Source organism: Clostridium sp. D43t1_170807_H7, assembly GCF_015555905.1.
Classification (GTDB): domain Bacteria; phylum Bacillota; class Clostridia; order Clostridiales; family Clostridiaceae; genus Clostridium.
On record NZ_JADNLK010000015.1, the window covers coordinates 12,812 to 33,698 of the forward strand.

Consider the following 20,887-nt stretch of genomic DNA (forward strand, 5'->3'; position numbering starts at 1 on the left):
CATGTATAATATCTAGATATTCCTTTTTATACTGTATTCTTCAACTTTTTTAATATCACTTTTTTCTTTAATATCTATCATATTAAGAAATGCCTTCATAACATCATCTTCTAATATATTATTAAATACTACAAATGATTTAGCCTTCATTCTAATTCCTCAAATCCTTTTTTAGTTACAAAAAAGCCTTCCCCAAAATAAAGGTCATATGTTGCTAAACCAATCAACTCTTCATTCAAAAACCATAGCCCAATTTTCTCTATTAAACTTCTATTGAATTCTGGGTGGAAAAACATCCACTCCCATCTTGCCCAATTCCAATTAATATGTTCACGATTATATTGAGATATTTCAACTAAAAAATCACATACTTTATCATAATAAGTATAATTAAAGTTTTTAAACTTAAATTTCAATTTTTTCATCTCCTTTATATACAAAATATAAGTTATCTCCACTACAAATTTCTACTTATAGAGTTGTTAAAGAAACAAATAACTTGCAAAATAATACGATTACTAAGCAACTGTTGCTTTTCCAACTGGTTCTCAAAATTTATTTGTTATTTTTCATTTAGTTGCATAGTTTTAAATTTACACCTATTCTAAAAATGTATTACACATCCATTCATAAAATTTTTCTTTCTCTTCAAATTGTGGGTAATGGGCAGAATCTTCAAATATAACCATTTCCTTTCTTCTTTCTCCTCCTAGATTGGTTAAATACTTTTCTGCTACTTCTGGTGAAGTCATACAATCATATTTCCCCATAACAAAATAAACTGGAATATCAATACTTTCTACAATATCTGTTATTTGATATTTTATTGTTTCCATGATTAATTCATCTTGATATTTAGATGTTGCAACAAAAAAACGAATTGCATCACTCCAATTATATTCAGTACCAAATAAAAAACCTTTTATATAATCTTCATTTTCATCAATATTTCTTGCTGCAAATTCATATTTTCTAACATATTGACGTGGAACAATAGCATTACCTTGTTCAATATCATTTCTAAAACTTTCCAACTGCTTCACATCCTCCATATCTCCTGCTATTTTTGCAGCATTTATGCATTTATTTAGTCCATCTAATTCGCTTTCAATCATATAAGATACTTGTCCTATTCCAACATAAGCTTGATATAACTCTGGTTCTTGACTTGCTGCCATTGTTGCTATATATGTTCCATATGAGTGTCCAATCAAAATTACTTTTTCTTGTCCTAAGTATTCCTCAATATACTTTGTAACTTCAATTAAATCTTCCACATGGGTATTTGCATAAACATCTGAATAATCAGTCCCAAAATCATAAGATTTTCCACTGCCCCTTTGATCATAATGAACAATTGTAAAATTCTGTTCTAATAAATTCTGATACTTTCTGACATATGGTATTTCTGAACAACATGGCCCGCCATGTACAAAAATAACAATTGGATTTTCTTTATGATCCCCTCTAATCATAACTTCTAATTCTGTTCCATTTATTTCAACTTTACGTAATTCACTTATACTCTTTTCAGCTTTTATTTTAGGACTCCATGTCGGCTTAAAGAACTGAAATAATAAAAATATTACAATCACACTCAATATAATCATGATTATCTTTAATAGTTTATACTTAATTTTCTTACTGGTATTCACATTGTTTTCTCCCCTTTAAATTCTTATTTATCACTCTCTGTATTATACAATTGTTCATTCAATCTACTCTATAAATTAATATTAGAAACGATTCCATAAATAAGTATCCAATTTCCACACCATGTACCAATCTTTAATCTTTGAAGTTCTGGTTTCAAAAATTGCAATACAACTATTAAACCAATAAATACAAACGTAAAAACCCAATCTCCAATTGAATTGTCTGTTGGTTTACTATCAATAATCTTTATGAATTCAAGAAACTTAAAACTTGACGATTAAAATCCTTTGCTTCTTCATACGCCATGTGTCCAAGGCCCTTAAGTATTATTAATTTGCTATATGGTATTCTTTCAGCAATTTCCTCTGATGAGTTTTTTCCCACTACCTTATCACTGTCACCACCTATCACTAATGTTTTACACTTTATCCTCTCCAGTTCATTATATGAATCATGGTGAATGCAAGCATTTGCCTGTATTATAAATCTACTAAAATCTTTTGGTTTTCCTATTCTACTAAGAATAGGGTATAGTAGCCTGTATTTTTTTATATTCTTATCACTATATGATTTTTCAACTGTATCAATAACTATACCTTTATAATTGTTTACTTCAGCCATGGCTATCCAATTGCTAACAACACTCTGCACCGTTGCATTTTGTCTTAATCCATATTGGTATCGCCTATCTTAATATTTCCGTTTGTTGCATTGTAAAACATATAAATTTTCCCTCCTTCTATTATTTTTTACACAACATTATATAAATAACCTAAACACTAAATTCCTATTTAGCTGTTAGTTTTTTATGCATCAATCAAACTTTATATACATTAATCATTTGTAAATTTATACCTATTATTATATATCACTTTAATCACCTGGTAAATAATACAAATAAAAATTCCTCAACAGCATTAAAGATTAATGTTGAGGAACTCTATATTCTATATGTTATCTCATTTATTAATTAGTCCACTTTAATAAAAACCTCATTTATTTTTGATACGGTTCTCCGTAAACTCTTCAAACGATGTTTTTCCATTTTATTCTTGTGCTTATTTTCTACATAATTATGGTATAATTCTAAAGTAATATTTAGAAAATCCGTAGTGGATGGCTACGGGGGTTTTGAACGTTTTATCTCCCTAGGACTATTGGTGATACTTTATCATAGTCAGGGGGTGGTATTGGATATGCTTGAATTAATTATAAAGAGCTTTGTTGTTATTTATATAATTAGATTGGTTTTAAAACATAATCTTTTTATTCATTATTTAAAGATTTCAGTAAAATTTATTGGTCTTGATATTGAAATTAAAAGCAAACAAAAAGATGCTCCATCCTCACAAGATTAGCATCCTTTTTTGTTGATATTCATCTAAATTCAATAGCCCTAAAACAAAATAAATGTTCTAAGGATTGCTTAGTGTTGACGCACTAAGCTTTTCTTATTTATATTATATCAAATTTTTATAAAAAATAAACATAAATAATTTTAATAATTATCTCATCTATAAATTAGAATTTGCATCATAGCGATGTCTTTATTTCAAAACCAAATTCATGAAGTACAAAATCATTGTTAATCACTTCATCATAAATTCCATCAACCTTTTCAAAACCGGTTTTCTTATAAAGATTTATTGCAGGATAATTTTCATCTACAACAAAAAGTCTTAAATATTCAGCACCCATTTCTCTTGAAAGTTCAATTGCTTTATTAAGTACAATACAACCAATTCCTTTTCTTAAGTAATTAACATTTACACCCAATCGGTCAATGTATAAAGCCTTAGCATGATTTTCTTTCCAGTTTACACTATCTGCTCCTGCATTTGAATGACATAAAGCAAAAGCAGAAACTATTTCATCATTATCAATCAAAACATAAAGTTGATTATTTTTAATATCATCTTCAAAAAACTCACATGGATAAATTTCATCCCAAATTTGAATATTATTGCTATCCATATTTTTAATAATTTCTTTATAGATAGCTTTAAGTTGTGGTAAATCCTCCATAACTGCCAGTCTCAAATCCATATAAAACACCTCTTAAAATTTCTATTTTTCTTTTAGTTGCATAGTTTAAAATTTACTATTCAAAGCGTTTATATCCCCACCAATCGGGCATAAGTTCTTTTAACTTTACTGTTTCACGATTAGAATAATCAGTAAGAATTTCAATTTCCCCACTTTCTTTATCTAACTCCATTAAAAGTTCTCTACACGCACCACATGGTGAACCCACTGAACCATCTGGAATAATACATACTAATTTAGATATTTTATGTTCACCATTAGTAAACATATTAAAAATTGCATTACGTTCAGCACAAATCCCTAAGCTACAAGGAGCATCAATACATACCCCTGTATATATATTTCCTTTTTCACTTAAAATAGCTGCCGATACTTGTCCGCCAGCTATAAAAGGCGAAACTTCTCTATCATTTTGAACTTCTTTTGCCTTAATATATAACTTTTCCCATATATCCATACTTTTATAATCCTTTCAACTCCCTATTTAACTGTTATCTTTTTTAGCTATATACACTATCTTATATATTAAAAATATAGTTATTTTAATTAGCTCTACAAATTGAAATTTACATACTCCTATTATTTTAAAAGTTCGTATGGTGATTTTTTATATTCAATATCTCCAATAGAAAATTTCTTTGGATTCACCCTATTACTTAACTGTCTTGTCTCAATAAACTCTTTTGATACAGATACAAAATATTGTTGATTTTCTTTTTCAATCAAATAATACTCATTACGATCTTTTAGCTGATACGCTAAATCAAAAATTCCAGATTGAGTGATAAAGTCCAAAACATTCTCAATAGGAGTTAGCTTCTTTTTACGCATAAGTGGATAAATAAAATTTGCGTCATTAAATTTATTTAATACCACTGCATCTTGCTTACATCTACAACGTCCACTCTTTTCAAAGTCATCCAAATTAATATACTCTTTGATTACTAGTTTATCTATATTACTATCATTATCTACTAAATAATCAATACTTGTATTAAGTAAAGTTGCTATTGCTTTTAGATTCCCTATATCGGGCATTCCTTTATCAGATTCCCATTTAGTAACCGCTTGTCTAGATACACATAATTTTTCTGCTAATTGTTCTTGGGACAATCCAATCTTTTTTCTTGCTTCTTTTAATTTTTCTCCTAACGTCATAATTATTACCTCCATATTCTGATTTTTACATAAACTCATTTTACTAATTTCATGGTAAGCTATAAGATTCAAAAGTAAAAGAAACTGTTGTTTTCCTTAATGCAACGTATCGTAGCAGCTAATATTTAATTTTATCTTATTTAATATTTTATATTTGTTTATCTTGCTTATTTTATTTTTTAACTTTAAATTTAAGTGTAAAATAACTAAATAAACTTAATGATAATATATATATAGGAACCATAATATATGAAAAATTCCCCATATCATAACCTAATAAAATATTTATTATACTTTGAAATGGTAACGTTGTGTAAATAGCAATAAAGCTCATTGTAGTAAATATAGTAATATCTGGTGTACTCCATCGTGAAATGAAAAGATCTAAATTTAAAAGTACAAATAAAAGTAGAAACATAATTATCCCTAAAAATATTAACACTGATTGATATTTTACTTTAAATAATCTTATTAGTATTAAAAATAATATTGTAAATACAATTAAAACCCAAAAATAATTTTTTAAATCACTTTTTATATAATCATATTCCACAACTAAGTTAGATACCACCATACTAACAACAGTAGTAATAAAATATACTATTAGTATTTTATTACTATCTTTTAGATTAATTATTTTTTTCACATATTCCTCCATGAACAATTAAATATATATTTTAATACGCAATTTATTAAAATTGTTCATCACTATTTTCATCATCGTCAAAAGCTTTGTCAGGCATAAAAACTAATAAAATAAATAGTAAGAATATAACTATACTATTTAAAACTGTAGCTTTCCCCCAACCTATAGATAATATTAATAATATTATATTTATAGTCACTATTAATTTACTATGTTTTTGTACAAAGTTCTTAATAAATTCCAATTAAATCCCTCCTCTTATAAGTCGTATTAAAATACAATAGTTCATAACTTAAAATAAGCTAAGCAGCTGTATTTATTCCTTATTTCTTATAACTTTTAACAGCTTGTCTACATATACTTTGTCCATTTGTACATACTTTGATCCTTTTTCACTAGAATCCTTTTTAGCTCCACTATTCATAATATATTCATCTATATCTACATACTCTTGCCATGTGTCATCTTCATATTTTTCTGAAAGCTGATGCATAGAGGGATAAGCCAACCTTAACTTTGTCCCATTTTTTAACTCAATATTATAAAAAAATTCACCCTTATTTCTTCCATAATCCACAAATCCAGTATTTACATACTCTACATCACTAAAGGTATATTTATCCCCCTTTAAATTATAAAAGCTATAATCATAAATCCCCTCTTCTGTAACTACAACTACGCTTGTTACTACTATGTATATAAGTGGAATTATTGCTAACATCAGAAATTTATCAAACTTTCTCCATAATGATAACTCTTTTTCCTTAGAAAATAATTTTTCTTTCTTTAACATCATCATTCCGATTTTTATAGCCACTAGTACCATTATTACAAATACTAAATATGAATATGGATATTTTATAAGATAAATTATATATTCTCCTTTTATAAATAATTTTTCCTGTATTAATGAAATTCCTATATAGAATGCTAAAAATGCTATTACTAATACTGCAATTAATAAAATGTAAAATATAAATGATATTATATAGCTTAGCAAATCTAAAAATATATTAGATTTTTTATTATATATTTTTAAATAATTTCTCAAATTATAGAATACTACAGTAATTCCAAGTATAACAAAAATTATGTTCAATACTATATCTTCATAATTTTTATCGTATATATTCATAAATAGCCACAATATTGGACCTAAAGCTATAAGTATTGATGAAAATAATCCATATTTAATATATTTCTCTTCTCTCATATATGTATCTCCTTAAAATTTATTCTTTGATTAATTTATATAGTTATCTATCTAAGCCACTTACTATAACATTTTAATACAATTATTCATAAATATTCAATATAAGTTTACGCCAAAATTAGTAATATTAAAATATTTTTTACTTTTATGTATTTATTATCATTTTATAATTAAATTTATTTATTAAAAAACATTTCATTATTTTAGTATTATTGTTATATTTTATTGATTAATGGCAATAATAGAGATATAATATTAAATAACAATTATTATTCATAGAGGTGATTTTAATGGATATTAAAGAAACTATTTTAAATGTTATGAGAGAAGCAGGAAAACCTGTTAGCGCTGGAGAAGTTGAAAAATTATCAGGACTTGATCGTAAAGATATCGATAAGGCTTTTAAAGAATTAAAGAAAGAAGAAGCTATTGTTTCTCCTGTTCGTTGCAAATGGGAACCAGCTAAATAAAGACCGCACAATGTACGGTCTTTTTTATATTTATTTACTTTTCTATAACTTAATTTTTTAATTACATCAATTTTATCCTTCAATTATTTTAACATAAAAACTTCTATTTCTTGGTCCATCAAACTCGCAAAAGTATATATCTTGCCATGTACCTAAAATAAGTTTTTCATCATCTATTATAAGAGTCTGCGATGCTCCCATAGTTGATGATTTCATATGTGCATGTGAATTACCTTCAAAATGTTTATATTTAATATCATTAGTTGGATATGCCTTTTCAAAACCATAAATTAAATCCTTAACCACATCTGGATCAGCATTTTCATTTATAGTAATTCCAGCAGTTGTGTGAGGACAGTACACTACAACAATCCCATCCTTAACTTTGCTATCTTTAATATCCTCCTTTATTATTTCAGTAATATCAACCATAGTTTGAGCCTTATTTATACTCAATGAATGCTTATATAAATTTTTCATTTTTCACTCCTTCTATACTAAAAAGATTATATTTCCTACTGATTATAATATCATATAATAAAATAAAAAAATTAAATGAGTAGTGGATTATTTATTATGAAATCTGAGTCTATTGATGATGTACATAACAATTTATCTGATGAGCCTCTTAAAATTAATAATATACAAGATTATAATATTACAGAATTTTCACCTCACTATTTTAACGAATCTCCTAGTGAATAGTTTAAAAAGTAAGATGATTTTTACACATAATTCTGATTTTATAAAAGAAGAATTAAAAAAACAAAAACACAGTAATTAACTATGTTTTTTGCTTATATTTTTATCTTTTTTCACATTTATTCCACTTCATATAATTATATATTAATTCAACTATATATAAAATAAATACATTATTTTCTTTTGCTAAATCTAATACTTCTTTACTAGTTTTATAATTATATGAAAATGGTTTTTCACATAATATATGCTTCTTTGCCTTAATACATTTTATTGCATATTCCATATGATAATTATGTGGAGTAGCTATATATACAGCATCTATATTATCATCATTTAAAAACTCATTTATATCACTATAATATTTTTCTATATTATATTTTTCTGAGAAGCTTTTAGCTCTTTCTTCATTTCTTCAAAATACAGCAACAACTTTTCCCCCTTGAGAGTTATTTACTTCTTTTGCAAAAGCATTTGCTATTGCACCTGGACCTATAATTCCCCACTTTATCATAATACGTCTCCTACCTTATATATAAATTTTCTTAATTTATTCTAACACAAATATCCAATTTATTTTATATTTTGGAATAAATAATTGGACTCAAAAAATATAAAACTAGACCTAAAATAAAAAATACCTAATAGCATTTTTATCATGTCATTAGGTATTTTTTCATATAATTTATTCAAATTCACTTCTAATTTTCTTAAGTTCATTTAATAGTTCATAAAAATTATTGATATAATCAATATATTCTTCTTTAGTTAAAATTTCATAATCATCACTAGCATATCTTCTACTAAAATAAAAATCTTTTAAGTCTCTACATAAACTTTTATACTTTTTTAATTCATAATAATCTTGTAAATATAATACTTCTAATAGTTTAACAAGATTATATAATACTTTTATTATCATCAACTAATATTAATATATCAATATCACTACTATTTCTATATTTTCCCTTTGATATAGAAGCAAATATTAATAAAAAATCCTACATCAAAAATTTACTGTAGGATTTTTATTAGTAAATTATAATAATTATTTAATTCTATTTACACTCTTTAGAATCTTTTCAAGCTTTTCTACAGATTCTATTCTTTCATTACATTCATCACTATCTAAGCATACATAAAATCCTAATGACTTATAATCATCTTCTCTTACTTGCTTACATATTGGTGATACAAAGGCTACTTCCTGTTCTGAACCAATCTTATTACAAAAAGTACATATATTAGTTGATTTACTATTTGTCTTTGGAAGTCTACAAGCCATTCCTAAAAGTTTCCCCTCTAACTTATAAGTAATAAGAAGTTTTCTAGTTGATTCATCAATCCAACCTAAATATACAAGTTTAGAATCTAGTTTATCTAAATTGGGTATCTTTAGCTTTTTCTCCTTCTTAAAAACTTTAGTGATTTCCATTGCTGTTATCTTTTCCATCCCATATACATACTTATCTAATTCTTTTAAATAAGGTTCTATATGCAACGGATCAGTAATTTTACTAATATCTAGTATGTCTTTTTGCTCTATTGATAAATCATTAAAAATTGATAAAATCTTTTCCTGAGAGCACGCCTTTACAGTTTCTATAATGTTACCATCTACGCAATTTCTAAATGCACCATTTAAATCGCCTAAACATCTTTTTATATAATTATATTGTTGTTTTTTTATAAATTCTTTCATTATTCATTACTCCTTAACTTTAAAATACTAATAATTAAAGCAAAGAATACTAAAAATCATTTATGTTTTTCTAAAACCTTTATTAAATTTACAGCTATTTTTATTTATTTAAGCTCCAGACAAAGCATAGCTGACTTTGTTGTAGTCCTTGCAAGGAGCAAGCTGATTTAAATCTGAAAGCATTATATACCTTCATGCTAATCACCTCCTAATTATAAAGAGATTATATCATATTTTTTTCAACTGCCAAATAAAAAGTCTATATCAAAATCATATAATCTTTTGATATAATATTACAAAGAATATAAAAAGGAGGATAGTAATGAATATAATTGTTTGTTTAGATGATAAAAATGGAATGATGTTTAATAAAAGAAGGCAAAGTCAAGATAAAGTCCTTAGAGCTGATATAAAAGAACTTGTTAAAAATCAAGATCTTTTTATGAACGAATACTCTTATAAATTATATAAGGATATTGATGACGGTAATATAAAGGTTTGTGAAAACTTTTTAAATGAATGCTCTGACAATGATTTTTGTTTAATAGAAAATACAGAAGTAAAAAATTATATAAACAATATAAATACTATAGTTGTCTATAAGTGGAACCGTATTTATCCATCAGACTTCTATTTTGATATTGATTTAAACACTAACTCATGGGAACTACTTAAAACAGAAGAATTTCAAGGATCATCTCATGAAAAAATAACAAAAGAAACTTATAGGAGAATATAGCAATGAAAAATATATTTAAATTAAAAAACTCACTAATTATGACATTAGGGATTTTATTATGCTTAGTTGGATTTATTGGTTGTTCTTCAACTAATAATTCTTCTATAAATAATAGTGGACAAGTAGTCGAAAACTCTAATTCTAATAATGTACCTTTAACTAATCCAAATGGAAGTAATAACAATAGTAATACTAATATTAATATTTCAAATACTACTGATATTCCAGATTACTCTGGTCAAGACTATATAATATTAAATAATAATGTTCCTAACTTCTCTAAAGCTGATTTAACTACTACTTCTTTTGAAAAATATAGTCCACTAGATAGTTTAGGAAGATGTGGTGTTGCATATGCCAATGTAGGTAAAGATATAATGCCAACAGAAAAAAGAGAATCTATTAGCTCTGTTAAACCAAGTGGTTGGCAATCAATAAAATATGATATTGTTGAAGGAAAATATCTTTATAATAGATCTCACTTAATTGGTTATCAATTAACTGCTGAAAATGCAAATGATAGAAATTTAATTACTGGTACAAGATACTTTAATGCAACATTAATGTTGCCATATGAAAATATGGTAGCTGACTATGTAAAAGAAACAAATAATCATGTTTTATATAGAGTAACTCCTGTATTTGATGGGAATAATCTTGTTGCAAAAGGGGTTCAAATGGAAGCAAAATCTGTAGAAGATGATGGTGAAGGAATTCAATTTAATGTATTTGTATATAATGTTCAACCTGGAATTACAATAGATTATGCAACTGGTAATAGTGCCCTTAGCGGTGAAGAAGTAAATAAAACTGGTTCATCAAACAGCACAACTACTTCTTCAAGCTCAAATAATAACTCAAATAACACAACTTCTTCTAATAAAACAACTGTAATAAGAGGAAACTCTAAATCAAAAATTTATCACTGCCCTGGTCAAAGAGATTACGAAAACATGGCAGATTCTGAATACCTTGTTAAATTCAATAGTGAACAAGAAGCCATTGATGCAGGCTATCGAAAAGCTTCTAGATAGTTTTTAATTTTATCTACGAAAGCTGATAATTAGTAGCTTACTAGAAATATCTTATAATAAAAAAATTCCTACAGTAAAAATTGCTGTAGGAATTTTTATTATCTCACCTCAAAACCTTTAGTATCTACCATCCTAGCTTTTGCTCTTTTTTTGTAAAATGACTATTATCATTTTTAAATTCTATATGAAATTTATTATTTTTATCTACATTTACTTTAGTTAAAGTTGCTTGTCCCATAACTTCAGAATTTACCTCTTCATCTTTAAAATAATACATAATAGCCTTTAAGGTTATTCCATGAGCCACTATTAAAATAGTTTTCCCCCTATTTGCTTCAATTATTTTATTCATTGTTCTAGCTACTCTATCTCTAACTTCTGCTAAGTTTTCTCCATTTGGTGCTGCTAATTCAGTATTTCCTTTCATAATAAGACTTATATCCCAATCAGGATTTTCTTTCATAACTTCATCTGTTATTTGACCTTCATAGTCACCAAAACACATTTCCATAAGGCCATCATCAGTTATTACTTCAATACTTTTATCGCCTTTAATTATATTAGCAGTAGTAAGTGCTCTCTCTATAGGACTTGAATATATAATATCTATATGTATATATTTTATTCTATCTCTAAGTTCTTTAGCTCTTTCTATTCCTTGTTCTGTTAATGGAGAGTTTCCTCTACCTTGTAATCTTTTTTCTATATTCCACAGAGTTTGTCCATGCCTTGTTAAGTATATTATTGTATCCATTAAATTTCTCTCCTAAAACTCTTTACTTTTATTATTCTCCATCACTTACTATTTCAGCTTCAACATAAGGAACTTCATTTTTTCCATATTCTCTTCTAATAACTTCAGTATCAATGTCTATACCTCCAAAATATACTTCAACTTCTTTGTCTACTATTGATACATCTATAACTTGTACTTTGTTTAAATCAATAAATTTTTGCTCTTTATAGTATTTATTTATTAAAGTAGTAACTTCTAATTTAAAGTCATTTTCTTCAAATGTAACACCTTCTATATCAGTAAAAGCATTAATTACATGATTAAATACTTTTTTAGATATTGGATTTAATATATTCATTTTTAAAACCTTAAAACTCTTTATATTTAAATAGATATTATTGTGTTCAACCTTAGAAAAACTTAATTCTGTTTCTATGTTTATATTCATTCCAAACACTTGAACAGTTCCTATTAATCTTAAATAATCATTAATAAAAATATCACTTATATTAATTTTATCTTGTAACTTCAAAAAGTTTCTTATATCTTTCTTTGTTATACAAACAACCATCTTTTTTAGTCTCATTTTTATCACTCCTAATAATATTAAGATAAACTATCTAATTGATTTTTATTTTATCTCTTATATATGTTAAATTCTTCTTTACTTCTATAATTTCCTCCTCCGTAAAATTTTTAAATATATTATCAAAACTATCATTTAATTTTAAAAAAATACGTTAAAACAATAATCAATAGACTATTCTTTTAACGTATTTTCTATAAAATCTATATCTTTACTAACCTCTTTAATGATTCCCTTATCTACTATATGCTATTCTTTTCATTGATATTTCAACAACCTTATATAGGAAGATACCTGCAACTAAATTAATTATTGTTGCTGGTAATACTACTGTTAAAAATAAAGCTATAAATGGTGCTGGTAATCCAACTATTAGTTGTGCAGATAATAAAAATATTGTTCCACTAATTAATGTACCAATTGGAAAAACCACAGCTGCTATTAAAGCATTTTTCTTTTTCTCAGTTAAACTACTAATAAACTTAACTTTATTTATTAAAATTATAATTAAATATACTATATTGGCAGATATAATTTTATCTATAATATTAGGTACTTGTCCACCTGGAAATTTCGTTGTTAATGCAGTAAATACGCCTGTAATTATAGCTGAAATAATTGAGGTTTTATAATCATCTTTATTAATTATCATTATTATAAATAACATAACTAATGAGAAATCTGGTTGCATAGGTAAACCTATTGCAGGTGTTATTTGATGTAGTAATGCTCCAACAGCTAAAAGTATTGCATTAATAGTTAACTTTCTTGTATTCATAATATTATCCCTCCAAAAATTAATTAATATATTATTATTCCATTGTCCAATATCATTTTCACTGGATAAAGTTCATACCATCAAAATCACCTCCTAAGAAATAAAAAAACTCCGTCCTAAATAAATAGGACGGAGTATAATCCGCGATACCACCTAAATTGCATATATAATAAGTACACCAAACTATATATTGCCTCTCATTTTCAAGCACTAACATGCTCTATCTCCTATAACGTGGAGCTTACGGTAACCGGTACTTTCAAAAATTTCCCTTTACTCCTCTCAGGCCCATTCACTAAACCTTTTCTTATTAGGATCACACCACCCCTAATTCTCTGAAACGAACCTTAATTTAGCTACTCTCCCTGTTCATTGGATTTAAATTGAATTAACTACACTTCTATATTATTCCAATTATTTGAAATTGTCAATATTTTTTAAATTTAATTTTGATTATTCTCCATCTAGTTCTTATAAATTTTACATCATTATAAATCTCATATATCCATATTCTAAAATTATATGGCCAAATCCCTCTTCTAAAAACTCAAATACTGCTTCATCATTATTAGAAATAACTCTAGAAAATATAACAATATAATCTTTAACATCTTGAATATTAACTTCATTTCTTTTATTTATACAACATTTCAAAAATATAGCATATCTAATTAATATATATTCTAATATAATTAACTCAAAAGAAAGCGCTATTTCTTCTATATCATCATTTATACAATTACTAAAAATCTTAGATGCTATACAATTTTCAATTAAATTATCATATTTCTCAAATTCATTTATATACTTTTTCCAACTATTATTAACTGAATTTGCATCAATACCTTCTGCAAATTCATATATATCTTTTAATGAATTTTCTAATCCTATAACATCTTTATAATTTTGAGTAATATCTAAAAATAAGTATTTAACTTCTTCTATTGCTTCCTCTATATTTATGTCAAATTCATCATAATTATGACTAAGGTCATTAATATATTCCTTATCCTTATAAACTTCTAATACTTTATTTATATTTTCACTTTTTATAAGATTTAATATCATTTCATAACAAATAATTAATTTCTTATATAATGGAAAATTATTATTTTGTATTATACTAACTAACCTCTCTCTAATTTCAAAGATTTTAGAATTGCTTTCAAATTTATAATTCTCTTCTGATACCATATTAATTTTTTCATTTATATTACTTATTATTTCTACAACTTCAGGACATGCACATGATAATGTTAATTCCTTTATATCTTCAAATATATTTTCTACCCTAGGAAAACTCTTACAAGTTAAAGATAAATATTCTTCTCCATCCTTTTTTACTATATTGCATAATCCTTTTTTATCTAAAAAAGGACATACATCCTGTGTTTCCTTATTAACAAAATATTGTTCTTCATCATCTATTTTTATTATATTTTTTAATATATAGCTTTTATCACATTCTCTCCACTTATTATAAGTATCGTCATCAATATTTACATCCCATCCTGCACAACATGTAAATTTACATTTATCTGCTATACACTTAAAATTATCATAATTTTGTATCTTAAAATTTTTTATCTTCTTAATCATAGGTTACTAACTCCATTTTTTATTATTAATCTCCCATTATTTTAACGTCAATTTAAAGTTTTTTACAATACTTTCTTTAGCTTAGCTAATATTACTTGCCATTTATCACTTATAATTGACTAAACTGGTAATAATAAACCTGATTTCTTTAAAATTGGTCTTATTGCATTATATATAATAGCTACTAAAATTACAGATACTACTGCATTTATAAATGTTGTAGCTGCACTTAATTTAGCTAAAATCATAGCTGCATCTTGTGGTTGCCCTAATATATATTGCTTATAGAAGAATCCAACAATAGGATCTGCTATTACATTAAAAGCAAGTCCACCAATTGATGCTATAATACTCCACTTAAAAATATATTTTCTATCATTGCTTTCGCTTATTTTAGCAATTTTATGTGCAATTAATCCTGTTATTAAGCCAATACATAATTTTAATACGAAAGTTTTAGGTGCCACTAATATATATACAGGATCCATTAAGTCTGCAATTGTCATTCCTATTGCACCTGCTAATCCTCCATACCATCCCCCAAGTAATAATGCAGCTAAAACACAAAATGCATTTCCAATATGAAGTGAAGTTGCATCTCCACCTGGTACTGGAATTTTAATTTGCAAGTAAGTAAAAGATACAAAGCATAATGCTGCAAGCAATGCTGTTTGAATTAATTTTTTAAATTTAATGTGCTTATTCATTAATAATTCCCCCTTGTTATAAAAGCTTATATCCATTTTATACCTACTAATACAAATAAATCAATTGTATCCATACAAACTAAATTAAACTGATTTTTGTTACTTACTATTTATCTTTATTTCAAAGATAAATCTATATATTACATCTTTATTTTTTTAAAACTTATTATAAACTCAATTACATTTCTATTTATAGAATATTCAATTTTAAAATTATTTTTTTCGCATAATCTTTTGCAAATATATAATCCTAGTCCTGAGCTAGATATTTCTCCCCTTCTATTAGCCCCCTTTATAAATGGCTCTAATAGCTTATCCTTTATTTCATCTTTTATATCCCCAATCCCATTCAAAATCTTAAAATAACTATTACTATAATACTGTCCTATTTTAATATCAATATTTTGTGTTGTAGAGTACTTTAAACTATTTTCTATTAAATTGGTTAATATACTTTCTACATCTTCTTTAATTGCAATAGACTTAATTTCAGTATTCTCTTCCAAACAGATATTATAACCTTTATCTTTTATTTGATTATGAAAGGCGTCTATAATTCTTTTAGTCATTTTATTAATATTTACTTCTTCCGGATATACTTGAACTAAAGCTTCTTCCCTTGAAATAATAAGTAATTTTTCTACTAACTTATTCATCTTAATACTTTCTTCTTCAACTCTCTCTAGAGCCCTAAGTACAAACTCATCTTCAAATTCTTCTTCCTGTAACATTTGAGAATATCCTCTTATAGCTGTTAAAGGTGTTTTTAGTTCGTGAGTTGCATTATTAAAAAATTCTTTAGTATTATTTTGCATTTCTACTATATTATTTTTCATATTATTAAATCCTTCAAAGATCTTCACCTTTTCCATCTGGAAGCATTAAATCTAATAAAACTAAGTCTGGTTTAAATCATTGAAATAATATTAATGCTTCTCTAACTGTAAATGCAGACATTGCATCATAACCTTCTCTCTTAAGTGATGTTGTAAGTATATCATTTATTGATACTTCATCTTCTACTATAAGTATTTTTCTCATTTTCTCCTCAATTGTTACCTTTCAATATTTATTTTAATAATTCTATCTTGCCATTCATTAGTATAAAAATCACCTATTAGATTAGCTGTTCTAAAGTTAATCAAAATTTCATTATTATCTTCATTTATAATATAATTATATAACCACACATTCTTATCTTCATCTGTGCTCACTTCTATCTTATTATATATATCTATTCTATCATCTTTTAATTCTCCAATGTAAAATTCCTGATTACATCCATTTTGCTTATTCTTTTCAAGTATACATAAATTTGATTCTCCTAAGAAAGATACAACTTCATAATTTTTATCTATGCCTTGCATAATTCTTTTAACATTATTTGTAGAAGAGTAAAAAACTTATACATAAATATAATTTCTCCATCTTCATTTATAGCTATTTGATTTTCATCCCATAATGCTATTCCACTTAAATCTATCTTCTCTTTTTCATCTAATACTACTTTATCATTCTTAAAAGACATATTTTGAACTAAATAAATACTTATTATCTAATCCACTTACATCAGATATTTCAAATAAAATAATTAATCTTTATAATGCTATGTACTCTATAGGGTATAAAAGATTAGATACAGCTCTATTTCATATTTTTTTAACACCATCAAAGGAAAGAGAATCATCATATTTTATATTAAAACACTTCTCAAAATCATCTTTATTTTCAAAATATATTTCTGTTACTAAATAACTATCCTTTACCATAAGACTTAATAACTTTAATAAGGGCTGTAAATCAGTAACATTATTACTTTTTTCTATTTCAATTTCATATTCCTCAGTATTTAATTGTAGCTTTCCCTCAAAAATAATATGATTTATATTTTTTGCTAACTGTAATAAGTTAATACTCTCTATTTTTTGTAACATAATAATTCATCTCCTTAATTTACAACCTAACTTGCTGATTTAATAAACTTTAATAATATTATGTTACTTCTAAAATATTTCTATTAATTTTACAAAATAATATATTTTTACATACATTCCATTATACTTCTAAAATGGTTGACTTTTACCCTGCATGAATATATACTTAAGTCAGATTCTAGACTTTAAATATAATGAATCTAACTTGCAACTGTAGTCTTATAAAAAAGTTGCTTCATAATTTAATAAGACAGTTCGAAACCATCCTGTCTCAAAATAAAACTAGGGATTAATAATAGAATACTATTATTGTTTATTTAGGATGGAGTTTTTTCATCCTTTTTTTATTTTTCTGGAGGTGATAGTTATGGAAATTACTATGTCAAAAACAAAAAAGCTAACAATTTCAGCAATAGTTATTGCTCTATATGTTGTAATAATGACAATAACTCAAAGTTTTTCTTTTGGAGCTATACAAATTCGTTTAGCAACTAGTTTATATGCATTAGCTTATATTTTTCCATTCCTAGTTTTACCTTTGGGAGTTTCGAACTTATTATCTAATATGCTTTTAGGAGGCTTAAGTATATTTGATATCCTGGGTGGTGGATTGGTTGGTATATTAACAGCTTTATTAGTTTATTGTGTTCGCAAATATAAACTAAATATTACACTTACAATACTACCAATAATATTTATACCAGGATTAATAGTTCCTATTTGGTTATCAATGATATTAAATGTTCCATATAGTGCTCTTGCTGTTAGCTTATGTTTAGGGCAAGTTATACCAGCAATACTTGGTTCATTTTTAATTAAGGTACTAAAAGATAAGATTGGAGATTAATTTATGAGAAATGACTTAGATTTAAACTTACTTGGAAATCAAAATGTAAAATATGATTTTGGATATAATCCTGATATTTTAGAGACATTTGATAACAAACATCCCGAAAATGATTATTTTGTTAAATTCAACTGTCCTGAATTTACTAGTTTATGTCCTATTACTTCCCAACCAGACTTTGCTACAATTTATATTTCATATGTTCCAAATATAAAAATGGTTGAAAGTAAATCATTAAAATTATATTTATTTAGTTTTAGAAATCATGGTGATTTTCACGAAGACTGTATGAATATCATAATGAAAGATTTAATAAAATTAATGGATCCTAAATATATTGAGGTTTGGGGTAAATTTACTCCAAGAGGCGGTATTTCTATTGATCCTTACTGTAACTACGGAAAACCAGGAACAAGATGGGAAGAAGTAGCTTTTAATAGATTAGTTAATCATGATTTATATCCCGAAAAAATAGATAATAGATAATAAAAATAGACAGTAGACAAGCTTATATTCCATAAGCCTACCTACTGTTTTTTATCCAAACATTTTCTTATATTTTTCTAATTCTCTTATAGCATTAAGTTCTTCATCTTCCTTCATATATCCTTCAAAGAAATCATTTAATTCTATAGATTTAAGTATATCTTCTAATGCTAACTCTAATTTATTAACCGCTACATAAAAGCAAGCTCTATTATAATATAAAAATCCTTCATCTTCATTTTCTAATATACCTTCATTTATTATTTCAATAGCTCTATTGTAATCTTCTTTTTCTCTATACATTACTGCATAATTTAAATAGCTATATGGATAATAAGGATTTTCTTCTATTGATTTCTTATAGTATTCTTCAGCTAACTCTAAATTACCTAATTTTTTATTAAATACTCCCATATTAAAAAGAATTCTAAAATGCTTACTATCTACTTCTAAAGCTTTTTCCATATATTCTAAAGCTAATTTAGTATCTCCTAATTCATCATAAATACATCCTAAATTAGCATTTGCCCATAAATCCTTTGCATTTAGCTTTAATACTTGTTTATAATTTTTTATTGCCTCTTCCTTATTACCTAATTCATCATAAGCATTAGCTAAAAAGAAATATGCCTTTTCATATTTTTCATCATACTTTATAGCCTTTTTATAATACTCAATTGCTTCTTCATATAATTCATCATCATCGTAAATTATACCTAATCCATAATAGGCTATGGCATTAGTATCATCTAATTCTAATACTCTTCTATACATTTTTTCAGCTAAATCAAAATGTGCTATTTTATCATAAAGAAATGCTAAATCTAAAATTAAATCTATATCATCTTTTCCTTCTTGACAATTATATGCTTTCTTAAAAAACTTCAGAGCTTTTAAATAGTTCTTTTCAATCATAAAATTACGTCCTATAGATATATAATTATCAAACATGTATGTCTTATCCAAAGTAATCCTCCAAATTAAATAAGATTGCACCTTAATTGGTACAATCTTATTTTTACACTAATTTTATCATATCTAACTTATATTATATTAAATTACAGTAGCACCATCAACAGATAAAATAGCTCCACTTATATAACTTGCCATATCTGAAGCTAAGAATAAAAATGCATTTGCAATATCCTCTGGTTCTCCAATTCTTCCTACTGGAACATTTGCAGTTATTGCTTTTATCATATTTTGATCAAGTGCCGCTACCATATCAGTAGCAATTATTCCTGGTGCTACTGCATTAACTCTTATTCCATCCTTACCTAATTCTCTTGCTAAGGATTTAGTTAATCCATTTACAGCAAATTTAGAAGTAGGATATCCAACACCTGACTTTTGACCATTTATACTTACCACGGAGCTTGTATTAAGTATTACACCCTTACCTTTTTCCTTCATCTTTTCAGCAGCTATTTTACTACAATTAAACACTGCTTCCACATTTACGTCTATTATCTTTGCAAAATGATCTGAATCTTGGTTATATATACTAACATTATCACTTATACCTGCATTATTGATTAAAACATCTATAGATCCCCATTTATTCATAACTTCTTCAATCATGTTTCTAACCTCTGATAAATCTAACAAATTAGTTGGAAAACCAATGACCTCATAACTAGAATTTATTTTATTAAGTTCTGATAAAGCTTTATCTACAGTTTCTTTTTTTGATCCACATAATGCAACCTTTGCTCCATTTTCAAGGAAAGCTTTTACTGTTGAAAATCCAATTCCTCTAGTACCTCCAGTTACTATAACCACTTTATTTTTTATACTTTTCTCTAATATTCCCATAATGCCCTTCTCCTTTCACCTTAATTTACTAAA

32 protein-coding genes, 1 pseudogene and 1 other annotated feature are annotated in these 20,887 nt (G+C 25.8%); of the genes and pseudogenes, 7 read left to right on the forward strand and 26 right to left on the reverse strand.

What is annotated here, in order from left to right; all coding sequences use genetic code 11:
• Positions 1–12: 12 nt before the first annotated feature.
• The 4 genes from I2E98_RS10670 to I2E98_RS10685 form a co-directional block, all read right to left on the reverse strand.
• Positions 13–150, reverse strand: coding sequence for a hypothetical protein (locus I2E98_RS10670; RefSeq protein WP_195468902.1), 138 nt, complete (start codon positions 148–150; stop codon positions 13–15).
• On the reverse strand, positions 147–416 hold the full coding sequence (locus I2E98_RS10675) for a hypothetical protein (RefSeq protein WP_195468903.1): 270 nt from the start codon (positions 414–416) through the stop codon (positions 147–149). The genes I2E98_RS10670 and I2E98_RS10675 overlap by 4 nt, the downstream gene beginning before the upstream one ends.
• A gap of 183 nt (positions 417–599) precedes the next feature.
• A complete protein-coding gene (locus I2E98_RS10680; RefSeq protein WP_347708032.1) occupies positions 600–1,655 on the reverse strand; it encodes an alpha/beta hydrolase in 1,056 nt (351 codons plus the stop codon).
• A gap of 247 nt (positions 1,656–1,902) precedes the next feature.
• Positions 1,903–2,277: an alpha/beta fold hydrolase gene (locus I2E98_RS10685; RefSeq protein WP_195468904.1), complete on the reverse strand. Its 375-nt coding sequence runs from the start codon at positions 2,275–2,277 to the stop codon at positions 1,903–1,905.
• Positions 2,278–2,852: 575 nt separating this feature from the next.
• On the opposite strand from I2E98_RS10685, the gene I2E98_RS10690 reads away from it, so the two are divergent.
• Positions 2,853–3,014, forward strand: coding sequence for a hypothetical protein (locus I2E98_RS10690; protein WP_195468905.1), 162 nt, complete (start codon positions 2,853–2,855; stop codon positions 3,012–3,014).
• A 175-nt stretch (positions 3,015–3,189) separates the two neighbouring features.
• Here I2E98_RS10690 and I2E98_RS10695 read toward each other — a convergent pair whose 3' ends face one another.
• The 6 genes from I2E98_RS10695 to I2E98_RS10720 all read right to left on the reverse strand — a co-directional run bounded on the left by I2E98_RS10695 (position 3,190) and on the right by I2E98_RS10720 (position 6,719).
• Positions 3,190–3,702, reverse strand: a complete 513-nt coding sequence (locus I2E98_RS10695) for a GNAT family N-acetyltransferase (protein WP_195468906.1) — start codon at positions 3,700–3,702, stop codon at positions 3,190–3,192.
• Positions 3,703–3,757: 55 nt separating this feature from the next.
• On the reverse strand, positions 3,758–4,159 hold the full coding sequence (locus I2E98_RS10700; RefSeq protein ID WP_195468907.1) for a cytidine deaminase: 402 nt from the start codon (positions 4,157–4,159) through the stop codon (positions 3,758–3,760).
• 122 nt (positions 4,160–4,281) lie between these two features.
• Entirely contained in the window at positions 4,282–4,860 is a 579-nt protein-coding gene (locus I2E98_RS10705) for a helix-turn-helix transcriptional regulator (RefSeq protein WP_195468908.1), read from the reverse strand.
• A gap of 172 nt (positions 4,861–5,032) precedes the next feature.
• The gene (locus tag I2E98_RS10710; protein ID WP_195468909.1) at positions 5,033–5,506 is read right to left on the reverse strand and encodes a hypothetical protein; all 474 of its coding nucleotides are present in this window, start codon (positions 5,504–5,506) and stop codon (positions 5,033–5,035) included.
• Positions 5,507–5,552: 46 nt separating this feature from the next.
• The gene (locus tag I2E98_RS10715; RefSeq protein WP_195468910.1) at positions 5,553–5,750 is read right to left on the reverse strand and encodes a hypothetical protein; all 198 of its coding nucleotides are present in this window, start codon (positions 5,748–5,750) and stop codon (positions 5,553–5,555) included.
• Positions 5,751–5,822: 72 nt separating this feature from the next.
• Positions 5,823–6,719, reverse strand: coding sequence for a hypothetical protein (locus I2E98_RS10720; RefSeq protein WP_195468911.1), 897 nt, complete (start codon positions 6,717–6,719; stop codon positions 5,823–5,825).
• 290 nt (positions 6,720–7,009) lie between these two features.
• Between I2E98_RS10720 and I2E98_RS10725 the strand changes: the two genes are divergently transcribed.
• Positions 7,010–7,189, forward strand: a complete 180-nt coding sequence (locus I2E98_RS10725; protein WP_133013904.1) for a transcriptional regulator — start codon at positions 7,010–7,012, stop codon at positions 7,187–7,189.
• A 72-nt stretch (positions 7,190–7,261) separates the two neighbouring features.
• Here I2E98_RS10725 and I2E98_RS10730 read toward each other — a convergent pair whose 3' ends face one another.
• The gene (locus tag I2E98_RS10730) at positions 7,262–7,669 is read right to left on the reverse strand and encodes a secondary thiamine-phosphate synthase enzyme YjbQ (protein ID WP_195468912.1); all 408 of its coding nucleotides are present in this window, start codon (positions 7,667–7,669) and stop codon (positions 7,262–7,264) included.
• Positions 7,670–7,765: 96 nt separating this feature from the next.
• Here I2E98_RS10730 and I2E98_RS16210 point away from each other — a divergent pair, with 96 nt between their 5' ends.
• Positions 7,766–7,894 (forward strand): hypothetical protein, encoded by a 129-nt coding sequence (locus I2E98_RS16210; protein ID WP_279324979.1) that lies wholly within the window; start codon positions 7,766–7,768, stop codon positions 7,892–7,894.
• A 100-nt stretch (positions 7,895–7,994) separates the two neighbouring features.
• On the opposite strand, the pseudogene I2E98_RS16055 reads toward I2E98_RS16210, so the two are convergent.
• From I2E98_RS16055 to I2E98_RS10750, 3 genes and pseudogenes are all read right to left on the reverse strand, one after another.
• A pseudogene (locus tag I2E98_RS16055) lies at positions 7,995–8,294 on the reverse strand (Gfo/Idh/MocA family oxidoreductase); the annotation flags it as partial.
• 282 nt (positions 8,295–8,576) lie between these two features.
• Positions 8,577–8,816: a hypothetical protein gene (locus I2E98_RS10740; protein ID WP_243251072.1), complete on the reverse strand. Its 240-nt coding sequence runs from the start codon at positions 8,814–8,816 to the stop codon at positions 8,577–8,579.
• 123 nt (positions 8,817–8,939) lie between these two features.
• Positions 8,940–9,593 (reverse strand): FusB/FusC family EF-G-binding protein, encoded by a 654-nt coding sequence (locus I2E98_RS10750; RefSeq protein WP_195468913.1) that lies wholly within the window; start codon positions 9,591–9,593, stop codon positions 8,940–8,942.
• A gap of 322 nt (positions 9,594–9,915) precedes the next feature.
• Between I2E98_RS10750 and I2E98_RS10755 the strand changes: the two genes are divergently transcribed.
• Together I2E98_RS10755 and I2E98_RS10760 are read left to right on the forward strand one after the other, a co-directional pair.
• A complete protein-coding gene (locus I2E98_RS10755) occupies positions 9,916–10,332 on the forward strand; it encodes a ribonuclease Z (RefSeq protein WP_195468914.1) in 417 nt (138 codons plus the stop codon).
• A gap of 2 nt (positions 10,333–10,334) precedes the next feature.
• On the forward strand, positions 10,335–11,366 hold the full coding sequence (locus I2E98_RS10760; RefSeq protein ID WP_195468915.1) for a DNA/RNA non-specific endonuclease: 1,032 nt from the start codon (positions 10,335–10,337) through the stop codon (positions 11,364–11,366).
• 124 nt (positions 11,367–11,490) lie between these two features.
• Here the strand turns inward: I2E98_RS10760 and I2E98_RS10765 are convergent, their stop codons facing one another.
• The 10 genes from I2E98_RS10765 to I2E98_RS10805 all read right to left on the reverse strand — a co-directional run bounded on the left by I2E98_RS10765 (position 11,491) and on the right by I2E98_RS10805 (position 17,706).
• Positions 11,491–12,120, reverse strand: a complete 630-nt coding sequence (locus I2E98_RS10765; RefSeq protein ID WP_195468916.1) for a histidine phosphatase family protein — start codon at positions 12,118–12,120, stop codon at positions 11,491–11,493.
• 31 nt (positions 12,121–12,151) lie between these two features.
• On the reverse strand, positions 12,152–12,688 hold the full coding sequence (locus tag I2E98_RS10770; RefSeq protein WP_195468917.1) for a hypothetical protein: 537 nt from the start codon (positions 12,686–12,688) through the stop codon (positions 12,152–12,154).
• Between the two features lie 235 nt (positions 12,689–12,923).
• Positions 12,924–13,466 carry a tryptophan transporter gene (locus I2E98_RS10775; protein ID WP_195468918.1) on the reverse strand — a complete coding sequence of 181 codons (543 nt, stop codon included), beginning with the start codon at positions 13,464–13,466 and terminating at the stop codon, positions 12,924–12,926.
• A gap of 122 nt (positions 13,467–13,588) precedes the next feature.
• Positions 13,589–13,848 (reverse strand) — a binding site (T-box leader).
• Positions 13,849–13,946: 98 nt separating this feature from the next.
• Positions 13,947–15,065, reverse strand: coding sequence for a flagellin lysine-N-methylase (fliB, locus tag I2E98_RS10780; protein ID WP_195468919.1), 1,119 nt, complete (start codon positions 15,063–15,065; stop codon positions 13,947–13,949).
• Positions 15,066–15,184: 119 nt separating this feature from the next.
• Positions 15,185–15,772, reverse strand: coding sequence for an ECF transporter S component (locus I2E98_RS10785; protein WP_195468920.1), 588 nt, complete (start codon positions 15,770–15,772; stop codon positions 15,185–15,187).
• A 140-nt stretch (positions 15,773–15,912) separates the two neighbouring features.
• Positions 15,913–16,608, reverse strand: coding sequence for a HAMP domain-containing sensor histidine kinase (locus tag I2E98_RS10790; RefSeq protein WP_195468921.1), 696 nt, complete (start codon positions 16,606–16,608; stop codon positions 15,913–15,915).
• 76 nt (positions 16,609–16,684) lie between these two features.
• Positions 16,685–16,813, reverse strand: a complete 129-nt coding sequence (locus I2E98_RS16215) for a hypothetical protein (protein ID WP_279324980.1) — start codon at positions 16,811–16,813, stop codon at positions 16,685–16,687.
• 14 nt (positions 16,814–16,827) lie between these two features.
• Positions 16,828–17,139 carry a hypothetical protein gene (locus tag I2E98_RS10795; protein WP_195468922.1) on the reverse strand — a complete coding sequence of 104 codons (312 nt, stop codon included), beginning with the start codon at positions 17,137–17,139 and terminating at the stop codon, positions 16,828–16,830.
• The gene (locus I2E98_RS10800; RefSeq protein ID WP_195468923.1) at positions 17,127–17,300 is read right to left on the reverse strand and encodes a hypothetical protein; all 174 of its coding nucleotides are present in this window, start codon (positions 17,298–17,300) and stop codon (positions 17,127–17,129) included. The genes I2E98_RS10795 and I2E98_RS10800 overlap by 13 nt, the downstream gene beginning before the upstream one ends.
• 121 nt (positions 17,301–17,421) lie before the next feature.
• Positions 17,422–17,706 carry a hypothetical protein gene (locus I2E98_RS10805; RefSeq protein ID WP_195468924.1) on the reverse strand — a complete coding sequence of 95 codons (285 nt, stop codon included), beginning with the start codon at positions 17,704–17,706 and terminating at the stop codon, positions 17,422–17,424.
• A 367-nt stretch (positions 17,707–18,073) separates the two neighbouring features.
• Here I2E98_RS10805 and I2E98_RS10810 point away from each other — a divergent pair, with 367 nt between their 5' ends.
• Together I2E98_RS10810 and queF are read left to right on the forward strand one after the other, a co-directional pair.
• Positions 18,074–18,553: a QueT transporter family protein gene (locus I2E98_RS10810; RefSeq protein WP_207737602.1), complete on the forward strand. Its 480-nt coding sequence runs from the start codon at positions 18,074–18,076 to the stop codon at positions 18,551–18,553.
• Positions 18,554–18,556: 3 nt separating this feature from the next.
• Positions 18,557–19,039, forward strand: a complete 483-nt coding sequence (gene queF, locus I2E98_RS10815) for a preQ(1) synthase (RefSeq protein WP_195468925.1) — start codon at positions 18,557–18,559, stop codon at positions 19,037–19,039.
• A 51-nt stretch (positions 19,040–19,090) separates the two neighbouring features.
• On the opposite strand, the gene I2E98_RS10820 is transcribed toward queF, so the two are convergent.
• Together I2E98_RS10820 and I2E98_RS10825 are read right to left on the reverse strand one after the other, a co-directional pair.
• Positions 19,091–19,990 (reverse strand): tetratricopeptide repeat protein, encoded by a 900-nt coding sequence (locus tag I2E98_RS10820; protein WP_195468963.1) that lies wholly within the window; start codon positions 19,988–19,990, stop codon positions 19,091–19,093.
• A 102-nt stretch (positions 19,991–20,092) separates the two neighbouring features.
• Complete coding sequence (locus I2E98_RS10825; RefSeq protein ID WP_195468926.1) at positions 20,093–20,854, reverse strand: SDR family NAD(P)-dependent oxidoreductase; 762 nt, start codon at positions 20,852–20,854, stop codon at positions 20,093–20,095.
• Between the last annotated feature and the right edge of the window lie 33 nt (positions 20,855–20,887).

Bases quoted from the DNA above. Each gene is read 5' to 3' on its own strand.
- I2E98_RS10670 (WP_195468902.1), bottom strand. From the start codon at position 150: ATGAAGGCTAAATCATTTGTAGTATTTAATAATATATTAGAAGATGAT.
- I2E98_RS10685 (WP_195468904.1), bottom strand. From the start codon at position 2,277: ATGGCTGAAGTAAACAATTATAAAGGTATAGTTATTGATACAGTTGAA.
- I2E98_RS10690 (WP_195468905.1), top strand. From the start codon at position 2,853: ATGCTTGAATTAATTATAAAGAGCTTTGTTGTTATTTATATAATTAGA.
- I2E98_RS10695 (WP_195468906.1), bottom strand. From the start codon at position 3,702: ATGGATTTGAGACTGGCAGTTATGGAGGATTTACCACAACTTAAAGCT.
- I2E98_RS10700 (WP_195468907.1), bottom strand. From the start codon at position 4,159: ATGGATATATGGGAAAAGTTATATATTAAGGCAAAAGAAGTTCAAAAT.
- I2E98_RS10705 (WP_195468908.1), bottom strand. From the start codon at position 4,860: ATGACGTTAGGAGAAAAATTAAAAGAAGCAAGAAAAAAGATTGGATTG.
- I2E98_RS10720 (WP_195468911.1), bottom strand. From the start codon at position 6,719: ATGAGAGAAGAGAAATATATTAAATATGGATTATTTTCATCAATACTT.
- I2E98_RS10725 (WP_133013904.1), top strand. From the start codon at position 7,010: ATGGATATTAAAGAAACTATTTTAAATGTTATGAGAGAAGCAGGAAAA.
- I2E98_RS10730 (WP_195468912.1), bottom strand. From the start codon at position 7,669: ATGAAAAATTTATATAAGCATTCATTGAGTATAAATAAGGCTCAAACT.
- I2E98_RS16210 (WP_279324979.1), top strand. From the start codon at position 7,766: ATGAAATCTGAGTCTATTGATGATGTACATAACAATTTATCTGATGAG.
- I2E98_RS10750 (WP_195468913.1), bottom strand. From the start codon at position 9,593: ATGAAAGAATTTATAAAAAAACAACAATATAATTATATAAAAAGATGT.
- I2E98_RS10755 (WP_195468914.1), top strand. From the start codon at position 9,916: ATGAATATAATTGTTTGTTTAGATGATAAAAATGGAATGATGTTTAAT.
- I2E98_RS10760 (WP_195468915.1), top strand. From the start codon at position 10,335: ATGAAAAATATATTTAAATTAAAAAACTCACTAATTATGACATTAGGG.
- I2E98_RS10765 (WP_195468916.1), bottom strand. From the start codon at position 12,120: ATGGATACAATAATATACTTAACAAGGCATGGACAAACTCTGTGGAAT.
- I2E98_RS10770 (WP_195468917.1), bottom strand. From the start codon at position 12,688: ATGAGACTAAAAAAGATGGTTGTTTGTATAACAAAGAAAGATATAAGA.
- I2E98_RS10775 (WP_195468918.1), bottom strand. From the start codon at position 13,466: ATGAATACAAGAAAGTTAACTATTAATGCAATACTTTTAGCTGTTGGA.
- fliB (WP_195468919.1), bottom strand. From the start codon at position 15,065: ATGATTAAGAAGATAAAAAATTTTAAGATACAAAATTATGATAATTTT.
- I2E98_RS10785 (WP_195468920.1), bottom strand. From the start codon at position 15,772: ATGAATAAGCACATTAAATTTAAAAAATTAATTCAAACAGCATTGCTT.
- I2E98_RS10790 (WP_195468921.1), bottom strand. From the start codon at position 16,608: ATGAAAAATAATATAGTAGAAATGCAAAATAATACTAAAGAATTTTTT.
- I2E98_RS16215 (WP_279324980.1), bottom strand. From the start codon at position 16,813: ATGAGAAAAATACTTATAGTAGAAGATGAAGTATCAATAAATGATATA.
- I2E98_RS10795 (WP_195468922.1), bottom strand. From the start codon at position 17,139: ATGCAAGGCATAGATAAAAATTATGAAGTTGTATCTTTCTTAGGAGAA.
- I2E98_RS10800 (WP_195468923.1), bottom strand. From the start codon at position 17,300: ATGTCTTTTAAGAATGATAAAGTAGTATTAGATGAAAAAGAGAAGATA.
- I2E98_RS10805 (WP_195468924.1), bottom strand. From the start codon at position 17,706: ATGTTACAAAAAATAGAGAGTATTAACTTATTACAGTTAGCAAAAAAT.
- I2E98_RS10810 (WP_207737602.1), top strand. From the start codon at position 18,074: ATGGAAATTACTATGTCAAAAACAAAAAAGCTAACAATTTCAGCAATA.
- queF (WP_195468925.1), top strand. From the start codon at position 18,557: ATGAGAAATGACTTAGATTTAAACTTACTTGGAAATCAAAATGTAAAA.
- I2E98_RS10820 (WP_195468963.1), bottom strand. From the start codon at position 19,990: ATGTTTGATAATTATATATCTATAGGACGTAATTTTATGATTGAAAAG.
- I2E98_RS10825 (WP_195468926.1), bottom strand. From the start codon at position 20,854: ATGGGAATATTAGAGAAAAGTATAAAAAATAAAGTGGTTATAGTAACT.